The 17,547-nt window shown below is 70.3% G+C and carries 16 protein-coding genes; 6 read left to right on the top strand and 10 right to left on the bottom strand.

The annotated features are described in order from the left end of the window. Positions 1–9: 9 nt before the first annotated feature. The 6 genes from ACZ7LU_RS02720 to ACZ7LU_RS02695 all read right to left on the bottom strand — a co-directional run bounded on the left by ACZ7LU_RS02720 (position 10) and on the right by ACZ7LU_RS02695 (position 4,168). On the bottom strand, positions 10–1,437 hold the full coding sequence (locus tag ACZ7LU_RS02720) for a nucleobase:cation symporter-2 family protein (RefSeq protein WP_471915458.1): 1,428 nt from the start codon (positions 1,435–1,437) through the stop codon (positions 10–12). Between the two features lie 67 nt (positions 1,438–1,504). Continuing rightward, positions 1,505–2,437, bottom strand: coding sequence for a factor-independent urate hydroxylase (pucL, locus tag ACZ7LU_RS02715; protein WP_398309376.1), 933 nt, complete (start codon positions 2,435–2,437; stop codon positions 1,505–1,507). Between the two features lie 5 nt (positions 2,438–2,442). Next, complete coding sequence (uraH, locus tag ACZ7LU_RS02710; protein WP_468312226.1) at positions 2,443–2,850, bottom strand: hydroxyisourate hydrolase; 408 nt, start codon at positions 2,848–2,850, stop codon at positions 2,443–2,445. Next, positions 2,847–3,359 (bottom strand): 2-oxo-4-hydroxy-4-carboxy-5-ureidoimidazoline decarboxylase, encoded by a 513-nt coding sequence (gene uraD, locus ACZ7LU_RS02705; RefSeq protein WP_398309382.1) that lies wholly within the window; start codon positions 3,357–3,359, stop codon positions 2,847–2,849. The genes uraH and uraD overlap by 4 nt, the downstream gene beginning before the upstream one ends. 156 nt (positions 3,360–3,515) lie before the next feature. After that, positions 3,516–3,893, bottom strand: coding sequence for a helix-turn-helix domain-containing protein (locus ACZ7LU_RS02700; protein WP_398309385.1), 378 nt, complete (start codon positions 3,891–3,893; stop codon positions 3,516–3,518). Continuing rightward, positions 3,890–4,168 carry a YkoF family thiamine-binding protein gene (locus ACZ7LU_RS02695; protein WP_362989050.1) on the bottom strand — a complete coding sequence of 93 codons (279 nt, stop codon included), beginning with the start codon at positions 4,166–4,168 and terminating at the stop codon, positions 3,890–3,892. Before ACZ7LU_RS02695 ends, ACZ7LU_RS02700 begins: the two co-directional genes overlap by 4 nt. Before the next feature lie 126 nt (positions 4,169–4,294). Here ACZ7LU_RS02695 and ACZ7LU_RS02690 point away from each other — a divergent pair, with 126 nt between their 5' ends. From ACZ7LU_RS02690 to ACZ7LU_RS02675, 4 genes are all read left to right on the top strand, one after another. Then, entirely contained in the window at positions 4,295–5,134 is an 840-nt protein-coding gene (locus tag ACZ7LU_RS02690; RefSeq protein WP_471915457.1) for a TIM barrel protein, read from the top strand. Between the two features lie 54 nt (positions 5,135–5,188). Further along, entirely contained in the window at positions 5,189–6,079 is an 891-nt protein-coding gene (locus ACZ7LU_RS02685; protein ID WP_468561223.1) for a 2-hydroxy-3-oxopropionate reductase, read from the top strand. Between the two features lie 175 nt (positions 6,080–6,254). Continuing rightward, positions 6,255–7,712, top strand: a complete 1,458-nt coding sequence (locus ACZ7LU_RS02680) for a catalase (RefSeq protein ID WP_471915456.1) — start codon at positions 6,255–6,257, stop codon at positions 7,710–7,712. A gap of 503 nt (positions 7,713–8,215) precedes the next feature. Next, a complete protein-coding gene (locus tag ACZ7LU_RS02675) occupies positions 8,216–9,364 on the top strand; it encodes an FAD-dependent oxidoreductase (RefSeq protein ID WP_471915455.1) in 1,149 nt (382 codons plus the stop codon). A 79-nt stretch (positions 9,365–9,443) separates the two neighbouring features. Here the strand turns inward: ACZ7LU_RS02675 and gcl are convergent, their stop codons facing one another. Next, positions 9,444–11,231: a glyoxylate carboligase gene (gene gcl / locus ACZ7LU_RS02670; protein WP_398309706.1), complete on the bottom strand. Its 1,788-nt coding sequence runs from the start codon at positions 11,229–11,231 to the stop codon at positions 9,444–9,446. 257 nt (positions 11,232–11,488) lie between these two features. Between gcl and ACZ7LU_RS02665 the strand changes: the two genes are divergently transcribed. After that, positions 11,489–12,238 (top strand): hypothetical protein, encoded by a 750-nt coding sequence (locus tag ACZ7LU_RS02665; RefSeq protein WP_471915454.1) that lies wholly within the window; start codon positions 11,489–11,491, stop codon positions 12,236–12,238. Here the strand turns inward: ACZ7LU_RS02665 and ACZ7LU_RS02660 are convergent. Continuing rightward, positions 12,198–13,400, bottom strand: a complete 1,203-nt coding sequence (locus ACZ7LU_RS02660) for an MFS transporter (protein WP_471916459.1) — start codon at positions 13,398–13,400, stop codon at positions 12,198–12,200. The two genes, ACZ7LU_RS02665 and ACZ7LU_RS02660, sit on opposite strands and share 41 nt — an antisense overlap. A 261-nt stretch (positions 13,401–13,661) precedes the next feature. Between ACZ7LU_RS02660 and ACZ7LU_RS02655 the strand changes: the two genes are divergently transcribed. Next, a complete protein-coding gene (locus ACZ7LU_RS02655; protein WP_471915453.1) occupies positions 13,662–14,252 on the top strand; it encodes a GNAT family N-acetyltransferase in 591 nt (196 codons plus the stop codon). Here ACZ7LU_RS02655 and ACZ7LU_RS02650 read toward each other — a convergent pair. Continuing rightward, positions 14,206–15,861, bottom strand: coding sequence for an AMP-binding protein (locus ACZ7LU_RS02650; RefSeq protein WP_471915452.1), 1,656 nt, complete (start codon positions 15,859–15,861; stop codon positions 14,206–14,208). The genes ACZ7LU_RS02655 and ACZ7LU_RS02650 overlap by 47 nt on opposite strands. After that, entirely contained in the window at positions 15,858–17,540 is a 1,683-nt protein-coding gene (locus tag ACZ7LU_RS02645; RefSeq protein WP_471915451.1) for an AMP-binding protein, read from the bottom strand. The genes ACZ7LU_RS02650 and ACZ7LU_RS02645 overlap by 4 nt, the downstream gene beginning before the upstream one ends. Positions 17,541–17,547 lie beyond the last annotated feature (7 nt).

Raw genomic sequence — 17,547 nt, 5'->3', positions numbered from 1 at the left:
GGCATGACCCTAGGGAGATTTGAGTGCCGCGGCCGCGCTCTGCGCGCCGCCACGGGTGCCGAGATGGTGGAAGAACAGGTTGAGCGTGACCGCGACGAGCGCGCCGGCGCTGATGCCGGAGCCGAGCACGGTCTGGGCCCACGCGGGGAAGTCCGCGTAGAAGGTGGGCGCGGCGAGCGGGATGATGCCCGCTCCGAGCGCGACGGCCACCAGGATGATGTTGGAGCTGTCGTCGAGGCCCGCCTCGGAGAGCGTACGGATGCCGCTGACCGCGATGGAGCCGAAGAGGACGATGCCCGCGCCGCCGAGGACCGGCATGGGGACCACGTTGACGACCGCGCCGAGCACGGGGAAGGCGCCGAGCACGATGAGTGTGGCGCCCGCGACGGCGACGACGTAGCGGCTGCGGACCCGGGTCAGTGAGACCACGCCGACGTTCTGTGCGAAGGCGGAGGTCGGGAAGCCGCCGAAGACGGGGCCGACCAGGGTGGCGATGCCGTCGGTGCGCAGGCCGCGGGTGATGGTCTTCCCGTCGGTCCTGCGCTCGCAGATCTCGCCGAGGGCGAGCATTCCGGCGGCGGACTCGGTCATCAGGACCAGCATCACGATGCAGAGCGAGAGGATCGCGGCGGGCTGGAAGATGGGGGCGCCCGCGGCGAACGGCGTGGGCAGCGCGGCCAGCGGGGCGGTCTGCACCGAGGTGAAGTCGGCGAGGCCGAACGGGATCGCGGCGAGCGTGCCGATGAACATGCCTGCCAGCAGGGCGACTTGCCTGAGGAAGCCGCGGCCGAAGCGCTGGAACATCAGGATGACGACGAGCGTGAAGGCGGCGAGTGCCAGGTACTTCATGTCGCCGAACGTCGGGTCGGTGTCGTCGCCGCCCTGTGCCCACTTCACGGGCACGGGCATCAGTGTGACGCCGATGAGGGTGATGACGACGCCGGTGACCAGCGGCGGGAAGAAGCGGAGCAGCCGGCCGAAGAAGGGCCCGACGGCGAGGCAGAAGACGCCCGCGACCATCACCGCGCCGTAGATCGCGGGGAGTTGGTCGCCCTTGGAGTTGGTCTCGGCGATGGCGAGGATGGGTGCGATGCCCGCCGAGGAGGCGGCGTTGACGAACGGCAGGCGGTTGCCGACGAAGCCCTTGACGCCGAGGGTCTGCAGGATGGTGGCGAGACCGGCGATGAGCAGCCCGGCGGCGATCAGCCGCGTCTGGGCGACGGTGTCCAGGCCGCAGGCCTGGCCGATGATGAGCGGAGGGGTGACCACACCCGCATACATGGCGGCGATGTGCTGGAGTGCGGCGGGGACGAGCCGCGAGGGGTGGAGCTTCTCATCCACCGGGTGACAGTCGGGAGTTGACTCACCGACGGCTTTCTCCGATGGGGTGGAACATGGGCCTTCGGCTGCTGCCGGCCCCTTTGCAGGCTGTGCCATTGCGGATGTTCCCTCCGGTGTGGCGCGCCCCCGCCCACTGCGGAGGGGCGGGGGCGCGCATCCCGCGTCAGAGGTTGGTCATGTCGACCGGGATCTTCGGCTCGACGCCGTCCCGCAGAATCGTGGCCTCGATCAGGCCGTAGGGGCGGTCGGCGGCGTAGTAGACGGCTCCGTCCTTGGCTTCGTTGTCGAGGCCGAAGGGCGAGAGGTCCTGGCGGAAGTGGTGCTTGTTGGGCGCGGAGAAGCGGATCTCGTCGATCTCGCTGCGGTTGTTGATGACCCGCGAACCCATCTGGTAGAGCGTCTGCTGCAGCGACAGCGAGTAGGTCTCCACGAAGGCGTGCAGGATGTGCTTCTTCGCCTGCTCGTAACTCCGCTCCCAGCTCGGCATGCGCTGCTCGTCGCTGGTCCAGTTGTGCCGCCACCAGGTGGACAGGGAGGTGGCGAGGATACGGTCGTAATCCTCCTGGAGGGTCGTGTACTTGTCCTTGATGAAGCCCCAGAACTCGGAGTTGGTGGAGTTCATCACGGTCAGGTCCTTCAGACCCGAGAGGACCTCGAACTTCTCGCCGTCGTAGGTGATCTGGGCGAGCCGCGTCTCCTGCCCCTTGCGGACGAAGGAGTGGTTGACCTCGTCGGCGCCGATGAACTTGGCGTTGCTGTCGGAGCCGCCGATGCGCTCCCAGGCGTACTCCTCGATCCGGATCCGCGCGCGGTGGATCGAGGGCTGGCTGTCCACGAAGTGCCGGGCGAGGTGGATGCCGTACTGCTCGGCGGACTCGATGCCGTACTCCTTGGCGAACGCGAAGCAGGTGTTCTTCGTCGTGTCCGTCGGCAGGCAGTTGGCGTTCGAGCCGTTGTAGTGGACGTCGTCCAGGTCGCCGGAGAGGGCGACGGAGACGTTCAGGTCCTTGATGTGATGGGTGTCGCCGTCCCGCGTGATCTTTACGACCCGGTTCTCAGCCTTGCCGTACTGGTTCTGTCCCAGAATGGTGGGCATGTCTGCTAGCTCCCTCGGTAAACGGAGTAGCCGAACGGGTTGAGCAGCAGCGGTACGTGGTAGTGCTCGCCCGGCACGACGGCGAACGTGATCGCCACCTCCGGGAAGAACACGCCGCTCGCACCGCTGTCCCGATTCGCGGGGGCGTCCTGCTGCGCCTCGGCTTGCTGGTTGTTCTTGCTCAGGAAGTACGCCTCGGTCTCGAAATCGAGACGTACGTGCGTGGTTCCCTCCGGCAGGGCCGGCAGGTCCTTGCAGCGCCCGTCCGCGTCGGTCGCACTGCCGCCGAGCGCCTGCCACGCCGCGTCCGTGCCGCTGCGGGCGGACAGGGAGATGGCGACGCCCTCGGCGGGGCGTCCGACGCTGGTGTCCAGGATGTGGGTGGACACCGAGGCGGTCGTTTCCGTGCTCATGCGGTCTGCTCCTCCAGGAGGCGGGTCAGGCGGATGCGGTTGATCTTGCCCAGTTCGGTGCGGACGATCTCCCGCTCCTGTTCGGGCGAGTTGCCGATCCGTTCCTTGACGGCGTCCCGCATCTGCTCACCGGTGCGTCCGGTGGCGCAGATCAGGAAGACGTGACCGAACTTCTCCTGGTAGGCCAGGTTCAGTTCGAGCATTTCGGTCTTGAGTTCCTCGGAGGCGCCCGCCATGCCCCGCTGCTCGCGGGACGAGGTCGGGTCCCCGGGCTTCGGGCGCCCGATCGGCGGGTGCCCCGCCATCGCCTCGGCCAGGTCGTCCGCGGTGAGCTCGGCCATGGCGGCGTCGCTGGCGGCGAAGAGGTCTTCGGCGGTGGCGTAGGGGCGCTGGGAGAGCAGCTTGCTTCCCCAGGCCGAAGAGGCGCAGGCCTCGTGGAGCGCGGCGGTGGCCGCGGCCTCCTCCAAGGCGTTGAACCGGGTCAGACCCGGTGTCGTACTCGAAGTCACGGGAGCCTCCGTGGCCTTGTGCTGGACGGGCTGCGGAACAGCTAAGACCTTGAACAACGCAGCGTCAACACTTTGTTGAAATAACTTGAACAAAGAAGCCGCCACCCGACAGAACGGGTGACGGCTCGACTGCGCAGCGTGAAGGCAGGCCCCTGATCAATCCCCCTTCGCGGCGTTCTCCCGGTTCAGGTAGTTGTAGACGGTAAAGCGGCTGACGCCCAGCGCGCCGGCCACCGTCTCGACGCCGTGCCGGACGGAGAAGGCCCCGCGCGCCTCCAGTATCCGCACGACCTCCTGCTTCGCCTTGCGGTCGAGCTCGGCGAGGGGCCTGCCCTGTTTGCGCTCAAGGGCGAGCAGGATGTGGTCCAGGGAGTCGGCGAGCTGGGGCAGCCGCACGGCCACCACGTCCTCGCCCTCCCAGGCGAGGACCACGTCGTCGACGCCCGCCTGGTCGGGCGGCACCATCTCGCCGCCCATGGCGTCCACCAGCGGCTTCACCGCGGTGACGAAGGGGTCGTCCCCGATACCGGTCACTTATCCGCCTCCCCCGGGTCCGCCGGCGCGCCCGGCTCGCCGATCACGTTGACCTGGAGCGACACCCGGGTGGCACCGGCCCCCAGGGACCGGCGCAGCATCGCGTCGACCGCGGTCAGCACCGCGTCGACATCACCCTCGGCCGTATTGCCGAACGGACCTACGTCCACGGCGTCCAGCGGGGCCCCCTGAATGACCTCGCGAGCCACGAGCGCATGCGCCGGGGCCTCGTCGAGATCGAAGGGTTCGGTCGTGAACTCCACTCTCAATCGCACGCCCAACAACCTAATGCCGCTCTTCGATTTTTCGGCAGCCCCCTCTTGACAGCTTCCGCAGATCGCAGGCAGTCTTCCATCAAGCAGAAATGAACTTCCGCAATACGGAAGGAGCGCGGAAGCCCCATGGGATACTCCGACCAGCGCTTCAATGTGAACCTGTCGATCCTCTTCACCGAGCTCCCGCTCCTGGAGCGCCCCGCGGCCGCCGCGAAGGCCGGCTTCAGCGCGGTCGAGCTGTGGTGGCCCTGGGTCGACGCCCCCACCCCCGAGCAGTCCGAGCTCGACGCCCTGAAGAAGGCGATCGAGGACGCGGGCGTTCAGCTGGTGGGCCTGAACTTCTACGCGGGGCAGCTGCCGGGCCCCGACCGGGGCTCCCTGTCGGTCCCCGGCGAGGAGAGCGAGAAGTTCCGCGCGAACCTCTCGGTCGCGGCGGACTTCGCGCAGTCGCTCGGCTGCAAGGCGCTGAACGCGCTGTACGGCAACCGCGTCGACGGCGTGGACCCGGCCGTCCAGGACGAACTCGCCCTGGAGAACCTGGTGCTCGCCGCCCGCGAGGCCGACCGCGTCGGCGCGATCCTGCTGATCGAGGCGCTGAACAAGCCGGAGTCGCCGCTCTGCCCGATCGTGAGCGCCCCCAAGGCGATCGAGATCGTCGACAAGGTGAACGCGGCCACGGGCCTCGGCAACGCGAAGTTCCTCATGGACCTCTACCACCTGTCCATGAACGGCGAGGACCTGCCGTCGGTCATCGAGCAGTACGCCGCGAAGACCGGCCACGTGCAGATCGCGGACAACCCGGGCCGCGGCGCCCCCGGGACGGGGTCGCTCCCCCTGGAGGCCCTGCTCGACCAGCTCAAGAAGACCGGCTACGAGGGGTGGGTCGGCCTGGAGTACAAGCCGGGCGACACCCCGAGCGCCGAGGCCTTCGACTGGCTGCCCACCGAGGCCCGCGCCGCGCGCTGAGCGCCAACTCACCGACGTACGACACAGCTTGAGAGCAGCAGGAGAGGCACCCTCATGAGCAACCTTCCCAAGATCGCATGGATCGGACTCGGCATCATGGGCTCCCCCATGTCCGAGAACCTGATCAAGGCGGGTTACTCCGTCACCGGCTACACCCTGGAGCAGGACAAGCTGGACCGCCTGGCCGCGGCCGGCGGCACCGCCGCGAAGTCCATCGCCGAGGCCGTCAGGGACGCCGACGTCGTCGTGACGATGGTGCCCGCGTCGCCGCAGGTCGAGGCCATCGCGTACGGCCCGGACGGCATCCTGGAGAACGCGAAGGCCGGTGCGCTGATCGTCGACATGTCGTCGATCACCCCGCAGACCTCCGTGGACCTCGCCAAGGCCGCCAAGGAGAAGGGCCTGCGCGTCCTGGACGCCCCGGTGTCCGGCGGCGAGGCCGGCGCCATCGAGGCCGTGCTCTCCATCATGGTCGGCGGCGAGCAGGCCGACTTCGACGAGGCCAAGCCGCTTCTCGAGGCCCTCGGCAAGACCATCGTGCTGTGCGGTCCGCACGGCTCGGGCCAGACCGTGAAGGCCGCCAACCAGCTCATCGTCGCCGTCAACATCCAGGCGTGCGCCGAGGCCGTGGTCTTCCTGGAGAAGTCCGGCGTGGACCTGAAGGCCGCGCTCGACGTCCTCAACGGCGGGCTCGCCGGCTCCACCGTGCTGACCCGCAAGAAGGACAACTTCCTGAACCGGGACTTCAAGCCCGGCTTCCGCATCGACCTGCACCACAAGGACATGGGCATCGTCACCGACGCCGCCCGCAACGTCGGTGCCGCCCTGCCGGTCGGCGCGGTCGTCGCCCAGCTCGTCGCCTCGCTGCGCGCCCAGGGCGACGGCGGCCTCGACCACTCCGCCCTGCTGCGCTCCGTCGAGCGCCTCTCGGGCGCCGAGCTCTAGCCCTTCCCGAGCTCCCTCGAACTTCCGGGCCGCGGTGGCGCTGACACCTGTCCTGTCGCGCCCAGGCGTCGCCGCGGCCCGGAACCCCGTCATCAACTTCAACAAACTGTTGACGTAGCAGTTCAGGGGTCCTTACGCTCCGAACACCTCAGCAGTCACAGCACGGAAGGTCACGATGTCGAAGCGCGTGCTTACGACCGAGTCCGGCGCCCCCGTCGCCGACAATCAGAACTCCGCCACCGCCGGCGTCGGTGGCCCGATCCTCCTCCAGGACCAGCACCTGCTGGAGAAGCTCGCCCGCTTCAACCGTGAGCGCATCCCGGAGCGTGTCGTGCATGCCCGTGGCTCCGGTGCGTACGGCTACTTCGAGGTGACCGACGACGTCACCGGCTTCACCCACGCCGACTTCCTGAGCGAGATCGGCAAGCGCACCGAGGTCTTCCTGCGCTTCTCGACCGTGGCCGACAACCTCGGTGGCGCGGACGCGGTCCGTGACCCCCGTGGCTTCGCGCTGAAGTTCTACACCGAAGAGGGCAACTACGACCTCGTAGGCAACAACACGCCTGTCTTCTTCATCAAGGACCCCATCAAGTTCCCCGACTTCATCCACTCCCAGAAGCGCGACCCCTTCACGGGCAAGCAGGAGCCGGACAACGTCTGGGACTTCTGGGCGCACGCCCCCGAGGCCACGCACCAGATCACCTGGCTGATGGGCGACCGCGGCATCCCCGCCTCGTACCGCCACATGAACGGCTACGGTTCGCACACCTACCAGTGGACGAACTCGAAGGGCGAGGCCTTCTTCGTCAAGTACCACTTCAAGACGAACCAGGGCATCCGCTGCCTCTCCTCCGAGCAGGCCGCCGAGATCGCGGGCAAGGACCCGAACTCGCACCAGACCGACCTGCTCCAGGCCATCGAGCGGGGCGTGAACCCGTCCTGGACGCTGCACGTGCAGATCATGCCCGCGTCCGAGGCGGCGGACTACCGCTTCAACCCGTTCGACCTCACCAAGGTGTGGCCGCACAAGGACTACCCGCTGCAGCGCGTGGGCCGCCTGGTCCTCGACCGCAACCCGGACAACGTCTTCGCCGAGGTCGAGCAGGCCGCGTTCTCCCCGAACAACTTCGTTCCTGGCATCGGCCCCTCCCCCGACAAGATGCTCCAGGGCCGCCTCTTCGCGTACGCGGACGCGCACCGCTACCGCCTGGGCGTCAACCACACCCAGCTCGCGGTGAACGCCCCCAAGGCGGCCAAGGCCGACAACTACGGCCGCGACGGCCTGATGGCATCCAACGCGTACGGCCGCGACCGCAAGAACTACGAGCCCAACTCGTACGACGGCCCGGTCGAGACCGGCCAGCCGCTGTCGGCGCCGCTCGCGATCGCCGGCTACACCGGCACGCACGCCGCCCCGACCCACACCAAGGACGACGACTTCTTCCAGGCGGGCGAGCTCTACCGCCTCATGTCGGAGGACGAGAAGTCCCGTCTGGTGGCGAACATCGCCGGCGGCCTCTCGCAGGTCTCACGCGACGACGTCATCGAGAAGAACCTCGCCCACTTCCACGCCGCCGACGCCGACTACGGCAAGCGCGTCGAGGAGGCAGTCCGCGCCCTGCGCGAGGACTGAGCGAGCGGTAACTCCCAGGCTGCACCGGCGGGTTGACGGGAGGTCGACCTGCCGGTGCTGAGCTCGGCCGACGTCACGGACCCGGATGAGGGGTGGTACGTGACGCGGCCGGGCAGGCACGGTCCGCGGCGGCTCTGTGAGCCAGTGCGGTGGTCAAGGTCCGGCGGATTCCCTCTCGACCTGAGGGAGGGGAATCCACGGTCCATCACAACCGCCGCGGTCCCGTCCGACCCCTTCGGGGGCCATGAACTCCGTCCGGCAGCGCGTATGCATGTTCCGCCAGTCGCGCGCCGTCGGACGGGCACAACTCCACAGCCCTGAGAGCTTGTCTTCGAGGGGCGGCGAGCCGGAGCGGCGAGCACGGGACGGTCCCCGTGCTCGCCGCTCTTTCGTGTGCGTGTCGATGAGTTGTCGGCGGCCGTCGGTGATCTGTCGGTGATCTGTCGAGGGGCGCGGGGACATTGGTTCAGGCCGGCACCGGCCGGGACCAGGAAGGAAGCCCCATGGCCACGGACAACACGCCCACTCACCACACGACCCCGCACGCCACGACCCCGCACGTCACGATCATCGGCGCCGGGCTCGGCGGCCTCACGCTCGCCCGGGTCCTGCACCTCCACGGCATACCGGCCACGGTGTACGAGGCGGAGTCCTCCCCGGCCGCGCGCTCGCAGGGCGGAATGCTCGACATCCACGACTACAACGGCCAACTGGCCCTCGAAGCAGCCGACTTGATGGACGGGTTCCGCGAGCTCATCCTCGATGGCCGCCAGGCCATGCGCGTCCTCGACCCGGACGGGACCGTCCTGCACGAGATTGCGGACGACGGCACGGGAGGCCGCCCCGAGGTGCAGCGCGGCGAGCTGCGGCAGCTGCTGCTCGACTCGCTCCCGGCGGACACCGTCCGGTGGGGGCACAAGGTCAGCGGCGCCCGTACGCTCGGCGAGGGGCGCCACGAGGTGACGTTCGCCGACGGCGGCACCGTCGTCACCGGCCTGCTGGTCGGCGCGGACGGCGCGTGGTCCCGGGTCCGGCCGCTGCTCTCCGCCGCCACACCCGAGTACACCGGCAAGTCGGTCGTCGAGACCTATCTGTTCGACTCCGACACCCGGCACCCGGCCGCCGCCAAGACGGTCGGCGGCGGGGCGATGATGGCGCTCACGCCGGACCGGGAGATCTTCGCCCACCGGGAACGGGGCGACACCCTGCACGCCTACGTGGGCCTGGCCGAGCCGCGGGACTGGTTCGACGCCGTCGACTTCACCGACGCCGCCGGGGCCACCGCCCGTATCGCGCGGGAGTTCGACGACTGGGCGCCGGAGCTCACCGCGCTGATCACCGACAGCGACCTCCCGCCGGTCCTGCGCCCCCTCTACGCCCTGCCGACCGGGCACCGGTGGGACCGGGTGCCCGGAGTGACCCTGCTCGGCGACGCCGCCCACCTCGCGGCGCCGAACGGCGAAGGCGCCAACCTGGCCATGCTCGACGGCGCCGAACTCGGCCGGGCCCTCGCCGCCCACCCCGGCGACACCGAGGCCGCGCTCACCGCGTACGAGCGGGCCATGTTCCCGCGCAGCGCCGAGGCCGCCGCCTCCGGAGGCCCCGACGAACTGCTGGACCTCCTCCAGGGCCAGGCGACGCGGTCGGCGTGAGCGCACGCCGAAGGGGCGGTCCACCCCCCTCGGATGGACCGCCCCTGCCGGCGTGGCGTCAGACCTGCATCAGGCCTTCTCAGACCTTCAGCGGCCGGATCGCCGTGGGCGCGTGGCCCGGCTCCGTCGCGATCTCCTCGAACTCCTTGACCGCGCTGATGTCGGCGGTGGGGCTCATCGAGATGTTGGTGATGCGCTCCAGGATCGCCTCGACGACGACCGGCACCCGGTGCTCCGCCGCGAGCTTCTTGGCCTGCTCGAAGGCGGGCAGCAGCTCGTCGGGCTCGGTGACGCGGATCGCCTTGCAGCCGAGGCCCTCGGCGACCTTGACGTGGTCGACGCCGTAGACACCGAGTTCCGGGGAGTTCTGGTTCTCAAACTCCAGATTGACCTGGAAGTTGATGTCCAGGCCGATCTGCGCCTGGCGGATCAGGCCGAGGTAGGCGTTGTTGACCAGGACGTGGACGTACGGGATGCGGTGCTGCGCGCCGACCGCCAGCTCCTCGATCATGAACTGGAAGTCGTAGTCGCCGGAGAGGGCGACGACCGGGGTCTCCGGGTCGGCCTTGGCGGCGCCGAGCGCGGCCGGGATGGTCCAGCCGAGCGGGCCCGCCTGGCCGCAGTTGATCCAGTGCCGCGGCTTGTAGACGTGCAGCATCTGCGCGCCCGCGATCTGGGAGAGGCCGATGGTGGTGACGTAGCGCGTCTCGGGCCCGAAGGCCTTGTTCATCTCCTCGTAGACGCGCTGCGGCTTCATCGGCACGTTGTCGAAGTGCGTGCGGCGCTGCAGCGTCTCCTTGCGCTTCAGGTGGGAGGCGACCCACTCCGAGCGGTCGGGCAGCTCACCGGCGGCCTTGAGCTCCTTCGCGACCTCGACGAACAGCTCCAGGGCGACCTTGGCGTCCGACGCGATGCCGTAGTCGGGCGCGAAGATCTTGCCGATCTGGGTCGGCTCGATGTCGACGTGCACGAACTTGCGGCCCTGGGTGTAGACGTCCAGCTTGTAACCGGTGTGGCGGTTGGCCCAGCGGTTGCCGATGCCGAGGACGAAGTCCGACTCCAGGAACGTCGCGTTTCCGTAGCGGTGGCCGGTCTGCTGGCCGACCATGCCGGCGTTCAGGTCGTGGTCGTCGGGGATGGTGCCCCAGCCCATCAGGGTCGGCACGACCGGGGTGTTGGTGAGCTCGGCGAACTCGACGAGGAGGTCGGAGGCGTCGGCGTTGATGATGCCGCCGCCCGCGACGATCAGCGGGCGCTCCGACTCGACCAGGAAGCGGATCGCCTTCTCGATCTGGGCGCGGGTCGCGGCGGGCTTGTAGACCGGCAGCGGCTCGTACGTCTCCGGGTCGAACTCGATCTCGGTCTGCTGGACGTCGATGGGCAGGTCGATGAGGACCGGGCCCGGGCGGCCCGAGCGCATCAGGTGGAAGGCCTGCTGGAAGACGCCGGGGACCTGCGCGGCCTCCAGGACCGTGACGGCCATCTTGGTGACCGGCTTGGCGATCGTGGCGATGTCGACGGCCTGGAAGTCCTCCTTGTGCAGGAGGTGCGTCGGGGCCTGGCCGGTGATGCAGAGGATCGGGATGGAGTCGCCGATCGCGGAGTACAGGCCGGTGATCATGTCGGTGCCGGCCGGACCCGACGTACCGATGCAGACACCGATGTTGCCCGGGTTGGACCGGGTGTAGCCCTCGGCCATGTGCGAGGCGCCCTCGACGTGGCGGGCGAGGGTGTGGTCGATGCCACCGCCCTCCTTGAGCGCCTTGTAGAAGGGGTTGATCGCGGCGCCCGGCACACCGAACGCGTTGACGACGCCTTCGCGCTTGAGGATCTCAACTGCCGCGCGGGCAGCGGTCATACGAGCCATGGGGTTCTCCTGCTTCGACAGCTTCGACAGCTCTTCGGCTGCCGGATTCGGCTGGCGGATCCGGCTCCCGTCGCGCCCCGCGGTGAGCTTCTGTTTCCGCATTATGGAAAGTTTGTTCTGCTATATGGAAGCAATGTAAGCGGGCGGGCCGGAGACCGTCAAGAGACATCCGCGGAACGTCTCCTCAACTGGCAGTCGCCCGGCATTCCTTGGGTCGAGGATGGGGAAGCAGGGCAGGGCGTACGCGGCAGGCGGTGATGACGATGACGGACGGTGACGTGCCGGTACGGTGCCCGGACTGCCGGCGCGAGCAGCTGTACGCTCCCCCGGCCTATCCCTGCGCGTGCGGCGCCCCGGTGGTCCCGCCGCTGGCACGCGGCGCGGCGGCGGCCCCGGTGACCGACCGGTCCTGGGCGGACGAGTGGGTCACGGTGCGGTGCGGGTCCTGCGGAGAGCGGAGCCAGTGGCCACAGCCGGAGCTGGGCTGCGCCTGCGGGGCGGTGCTGCGCGTTCCGGTGGTGGGCGGGGCGGGAGCAGGAGAGGCAGCGGGGGCAGGAGAGGCGGCGGGGGCAGGAGAGGCGGCGGGGGCGGGGGTGCGTGGTGGCCCGCGGGCCCGGCCCGCCTTCCGGCCGGTGACCATCCGGGACGCGCGTGACGTCGTGACCGTGGTCGCCCTGTATCTGCGGTGGCTCGGCTACCCGAACACGCGCAGTGCCGCGCGGCGCCCGCCCTCCGGGGCCCGGATCTCCGCGCGCGGCATGCTGGCGCAGGTCGAGCCCGCGCCGCGGCCCATCATCCTGCGGGACATCGAGTGTCTGTGGCTGACCGCCATGACCGAGGCCGGTGACACCCCCGTGGCCTGCGCCTTCTTCTCCCTCTCCGGGTACACGGCCGGCGCCAGGACCGGCGCGGACACCCTCGGCGTACCGCTGTTCACCCTGGACCTCACGGGCACGCCGCAGCCGGTCAACGGCGCGGCGGACGAGCTGGTCGCCACCGGGGCGTGAGGGGAGCGCGGCCCGCTCCGCGCAGGTGCACCAGGTGGCGGCCGAGCGCCAGGGCCGCGAGGAGCGCCACGAGCCCGCACACCCCCGACCAGCCGAAGGCCCCGTAGGCGTGCACCGCAAGCCAGGAGCCGACGCTGCCGCCCAGGTAGGCGCACGTCATGTACGCGGTGTTGAGCCGGGCGCGCGCCTGGTCGCTGAGCCCGAAGATCCGTACCTGGTTGGCGACCGTGCCCGACTGCATCGCCACGTCGAGCAGCAGCGACCCCACCGCGAGGGCCGCGAGTCCCGGCGCCCCGCCGAGGCCGCCGGCGAAGAGGACGGCGGACGCCACCAGGACGGCGACGATGCAGACGAGGTTCACGGCGTCGGACCCGCGGCGGTCCACCTGCCGCCCCGCCACCGGCGTGCAGATCATGGTCGCCGCGTTGACCAGGGCGAGCACACCGACCGCCGACGCGCCGAGCCCGTACTCGGGGCCGGTAAGGAGCAGCGCGACGCCGGTCCACAGGGCGGAGAACCCGCCGAAGATCATCGCCTGGTAGAAGCCGGAGCGCCGCAGGTCGGGCTCGGTGCGCAGCAGCCGGAGCGTTTCGAGGAGCAGCGTGGGGTAGCGCTGCCGGGACGGCGCGGTCGACCTCGGCAGCGCGCGGGCCAGCACGCACGCGATGAGCAGCGCGACGGCGGACGTCATCAGATACGGGGCGCGCCACCCGAGCCACTCCCCCACCGTGCCGCCGAAGACGCGCGACAGCAGCATGCCGCCGATGGACCCGCTCAACAGCGTGCCCGCGACGGCGCCGCGGCGTTCGGCGGGGACGAGGCCGGCCGCCGTCGGCGCGATGACCTGGGCCACCACGGTGGTGACGCCCACGAGGACGCTCGCGCCGACGAGCGGCGAGATCCCCGGCGCGGCGCCCGCGCCGAGCAGGCCGAGTCCGGTGAGCGCGAGGAGCGTGACGATGAGGGTCCGGTACGGGACGCGGTCGCCGAGCGGTACGAGCAGGAAGATGCCGCCCGCGTAACCGAACTGGGTGGCCGTCACGACGAGCGCCGCCGTGTCGGCCGACACGTGCAGTCCGTCGGCGACCAACGGGCTGACGGCCTGCGGGAAGTAGACGTTTCCGACGGCGACGCCGCAGGTGACGGCGAGCAGCAGGACCATGCCGCGGCTCAGCCCCGCCGGACCCGGCGCGCCAGCCGATCCGGCGACCGTTCCGGAGGTGGCTCCGGCCCCACCCGCCTCCCCGCTCCCGCTCCCGGCTCTCTCGGGGCCACCGGCCTTGGACAGGCGCACGCTCACCTCACGCAATCGGCAGACGGGCTGACCTGGAGCACAAGCACCCGGATCGGCACACGGACCGGCCTACGATCGCCGGTCCGCCCCCGTCCGCACAAGAGATTTTGGCCGGGGCATACTCGCCGCATGCTCATCCGCCCCGTCACCGCCGCCGAGCTGCCGGCGCTCCAGGACATCGAGCGCGCCGCGGGCGAGCCCTTCCGCGCGCTCGGCATGGCCGCGATCGCGGACGACGACCCGCCCACCGCCGAGGAACTGGACCGGTTCCGCCGGGCCGGCCGCGCCTGGGCCGCCGTCGACGAGGGCGGCGCCCCGGTCGCGTACCTGATCGCCGAGCCCCTCCCCGACGCCGACGCGCTCCACGTCGAGCAGGTCTCCGTGCACCCGCGCGCCGCCCGCCGCGGCGTCGGCCGCGCCCTCATCGACCACGCCGCGGAGCGGGCGCGCGCGGAGGGTGCGACGGCGCTGACCCTGACCACGTTCGCCGACGTCCCGTGGAACGCCCCGTACTACGCCCGCATCGGCTTCCGCCCGCTCGCGGAGAGCGACCTCACTCCGGCGCTGCGGAGGATCCGCGCGCACGAGGCGGAGCTCGGCCTGGACCGCTGGCCCCGCCTCTGCATGTCGCGAGCCCTCGGCTCCCGCGACCTCAGCGCGGCCCGGGGCGACGTCACTCCCCGTCCCGCTCCCGGCCCCGCTCCCCGAACCGCTCCCTGAGCTCGATCTTCCGTACCTTTCCGGAGACCGTCATCGGGAAGGAGTCCAGGATGCGCAGCGCCGCCGGGATCTTGTAGTGGGCCAACTGGCCCCGGCAGTACGCCTGGAGCTCCTCCAGCGTCAGTACGTCGTCGGGGTCTCGCACGATCACGCAGGCCAGCGGCACCTCTCCGTACCTCTCGTCCGGTACGCCGACCACCTGCACGTCGGCGACCTTCGGGTGGCGGTACAGGAACTCCTCGATCTCCCGGGGGTAGATGTTCTCGCCGCCCCTGATGATCATGTCCTTGATGCGGCCGACGATCTGGACGTAGCCGTCCTCGCGCATCACCGCGAGGTCACCGGTGTGCATCCAGCGCCCGGCGTCGATGACCTCGGAGGTCCGCTCGGGCTCGTTCCAGTAGCCGAGCATCACGCTGTAGCCGCGGGTGCGGAGCTCGCCGGAGGTGCCGCGCGGCACGGTCACGCCGGTCGCCGGGTCGACGACCTTCACCTCGACGTGCGGCAGGACCCGGCCGACCGTGCCGGTGCGGCGCTCCAGGTCGTCGTCGCGGCGCGTCTGCGTGGAGACGGGCGACGTCTCGGTCATGCCGTAGCAGATGGAGACCTCCGCCATGTGCATCTCGGCGACGACCCGCTTCATCACCTCGACCGGGCAGGGCGAGCCCGCCATGATGCCGGTGCGCAGCGAACTCAGGTCGTACGTCGCGAAGTCGGCGAGGTTCAGCTCCGCGATGAACATCGTCGGCACGCCGTACAGCGAGGTGCAGCGCTCGCGCTCGACGGCGTGCAGGGTGGCGGCGGGGTCGAAGGACGGTGCGGGGATGACGATGCACGCGCCGTGCGAGGTGGCGCCGAGGTTGCCCATCACCATGCCGAAGCAGTGGTAGAAGGGGACGGGGAGGCAGACCCGGTCCTGTTCGGTGTAGCCGACCGTACGACCCACCCAGTAGCCGTTGTTGAGGATGTTGTGGTGGGAGAGCGTGGCCCCCTTGGGGAAGCCGGTGGTGCCCGAGGTGTACTGGATGTTCACCGGGTCGTCACAGCTCAACTCGGCCTCGCGTGCGGCGAGTTCCGCCGGGCTCACGGAGGCGGCGCGCTCCAGCAGCGCGTCCCAGGAGCCGTCCGCGATGTAGTGGACGGCGCGGAGGCCGGGGCAGCGGGGCCGCACCTCGTCGACGAGCGCGCGATAGTCGCTGCTCTTGTGGGCCTGCGAGGCGACGAGGACGGAGACGCCCGCCTGATTGAGCACGAACTCCAACTCGTGCGCGCGGTAGGCGGGGTTGATGTTCACCATGATGGCGCCGATGCGCGCGGTGGCGTACTGCACGAGCACCCACTCGGCACAGTTCACCGCCCAGATCCCGACGCGGTCCCCCTTGGCGACGCCCGCCCCGATGAATCCGCGCGCCAACTCGACGACGGCGGCGCCGAATTCGGCGTACGTCCACCGCCTGCCCGTGGCGACGTCCACGAGTGCGTCGCGCTCCGGCCAGGCCGCCACGGCCCGGTCGAGGTTCTGCCCGATGGTGTCACCGAGCAGCGGCGTGTCGCTCACCCCATGGGCGTAGGACAGCTCGAGGGACGGCTCGCTGGAGAGTCGGCTCACCGGAAGTCCTCCTCGCGGTACTCCGCGTCCGAGCCCGCGGCGGTCGCCTCGCGCAGCTCGATGCGGCGGATCTTGCCCGACACGGTCTTGGGAAGCGCGCCGAACTCGATGCGGCGCAGCCTCTTGTAGGGGGCGAGCACCGCGCGGGAGTGCTCGAAGAGCAACTTCGCGGTGCCCGGGCCGGGTTCGTAGCCCTCGGCGAGTACGACGTACGCCTTGGGGACGGCGAGCCGCACCGGGTCGGGCGCCGGCACGACGGCCGCCTCGGCCACCGCCTCGTGCTCCAGGAGCGCGCTCTCCAGCTCGAACGGCGAGATCTTGTAGTCGGAGGCCTTGAAGACGTCGTCGGCCCGGCCGACGTAGGTGATGTAGCCGTCGGCGTCCCGCGAACCGATGTCGCCGGTGCGGTAGTAGCCGCCCGCCATGGCCTCCGCCGTGCGCTCGGGGTCGCCGTGGTAGCCGGCCATCAGGCCGACGGGGTCCGCCCCGAGGTCGAGGGCGATCTCCCCTTCCGCCGCGCCCGGCGCGCCGGTCACCGGGTCGAGGAGCTCGACGGCGAAGCCGGGCGTGGGCCGGCCCATGGAGCCGGGCTTCAGCTCCTGACCGGGCGAGTTGGCGACCTGGACGGCGGTCTCGGTCTGCCCGAAACCGTCGCGGATGGTGACGCCCCAGTCGCGCCGCACCTGCTCGATGACCTCGGGGTTGAGCGGCTCCCCGGCCGCGACGACCTCGCGCGGCGGGGTGCGCAGCTGGGTCAGATCGGCCTGGATGAGCATGCGCCACACAGTGGGCGGCGCGCAGAACGACGTCACACCGGCCCGGTCCATCTCCGCCATGAGCCGCCCCGCGTCGAAGCGCGCGTAGTTGTGGATGAAGACCGTCGCCTCGGCGTTCCAGGGGGCGAAGAGGTTCGACCAGGCGTGCTTGGCCCAGCCGGGCGAGGAGATGTTCAGATGGACGTCGCCGGGCTTGAGGCCGATCCAGTACATCGTCGCCAAGTGACCGACGGGATACGACACGTGGGTGTGCTCGACGAGCTTGGGGCGGGCGGTGGTGCCCGAGGTGAAGTAGAGCATCAGCGGGTCGTCGGCACGGGTGGTCCCGTCGGGCTCGAACCCCTCCGGGGCTCTCTCCGATCCGGCGTACGGCGTCCAGCCGGGGCGCTCGCCGCCGACGACGATCCGGGTGTAGTCACCGGGCACGTCGTCGAACTTCGCGGTGTCCTCGGCGCGAACGACGACGTGCCGGGCGCGGCCCCGGTCGATGCGGTCGCGCAGGTCGACGGGGCCGAGCAGCGGCGTCGCAGGGATGACGACTGCGCGCAGCTTCATCGCGGCGAGGGCGATCTCCCAGAGCTCGGTCTGATTGCCGAGCATCACGACGATGCGGTCACCGGCCCGGACACCCCGCCCGCGCAGCCAGTTGGCGACGCGGTTCGAGCGGGCGGACAGGTGTGCGAAGGAGAACCGGACCTCCGCCCCGTCCTCCTCGACGATGTGCAGAGCGGTCCTGTCGTTGCCCTCGGCGATGACGTCGAACCAGTCGAGCGCCCAGTTGAACCGCTCGGGCCGCGGCCACGCGAAGCCCTCGTACGCGGTGGCGTAGTCCTCTCGATGCCGCAGGAGGAAGTCCCGTGCGGTACGGAACTGCTCCGTGGCACTCGTCCCGTCAGTCGTCATATGCACC

Source organism: Streptomyces sp. NPDC039462 (genome assembly GCF_055639375.1).
The sequence above is the reverse complement of the archived record's forward strand: the minus strand, read 5'-3'. Positions and strand labels throughout refer to the sequence as shown.

Excerpts from the sequence above, each read along its gene's own strand:
- pucL (WP_398309376.1), bottom strand. The coding sequence starts at position 2,437 with ATGCCCACCATTCTGGGACAGAACCAGTACGGCAAGGCTGAGAACCGG.
- ACZ7LU_RS02660 (WP_471916459.1), bottom strand. The coding sequence starts at position 13,400 with ATGGTCCTGCTGCTCGCCGTCACCTGCGGCGTCGCCGTCGGAAACGTC.
- uraH (WP_468312226.1), bottom strand. The coding sequence starts at position 2,850 with ATGAGCACGGAAACGACCGCCTCGGTGTCCACCCACATCCTGGACACC.
- ACZ7LU_RS02655 (WP_471915453.1), top strand. The coding sequence starts at position 13,662 with ATGCTCATCCGCCCCGTCACCGCCGCCGAGCTGCCGGCGCTCCAGGAC.
- ACZ7LU_RS02720 (WP_471915458.1), bottom strand. The coding sequence starts at position 1,437 with ATGGCACAGCCTGCAAAGGGGCCGGCAGCAGCCGAAGGCCCATGTTCC.
- gcl (WP_398309706.1), bottom strand. The coding sequence starts at position 11,231 with ATGGCTCGTATGACCGCTGCCCGCGCGGCAGTTGAGATCCTCAAGCGC.
- ACZ7LU_RS02665 (WP_471915454.1), top strand. The coding sequence starts at position 11,489 with ATGACGATGACGGACGGTGACGTGCCGGTACGGTGCCCGGACTGCCGG.
- ACZ7LU_RS02680 (WP_471915456.1), top strand. The coding sequence starts at position 6,255 with ATGTCGAAGCGCGTGCTTACGACCGAGTCCGGCGCCCCCGTCGCCGAC.
- ACZ7LU_RS02685 (WP_468561223.1), top strand. The coding sequence starts at position 5,189 with ATGAGCAACCTTCCCAAGATCGCATGGATCGGACTCGGCATCATGGGC.
- ACZ7LU_RS02690 (WP_471915457.1), top strand. The coding sequence starts at position 4,295 with ATGGGATACTCCGACCAGCGCTTCAATGTGAACCTGTCGATCCTCTTC.
- ACZ7LU_RS02675 (WP_471915455.1), top strand. The coding sequence starts at position 8,216 with ATGGCCACGGACAACACGCCCACTCACCACACGACCCCGCACGCCACG.
- ACZ7LU_RS02645 (WP_471915451.1), bottom strand. The coding sequence starts at position 17,540 with ATGACGACTGACGGGACGAGTGCCACGGAGCAGTTCCGTACCGCACGG.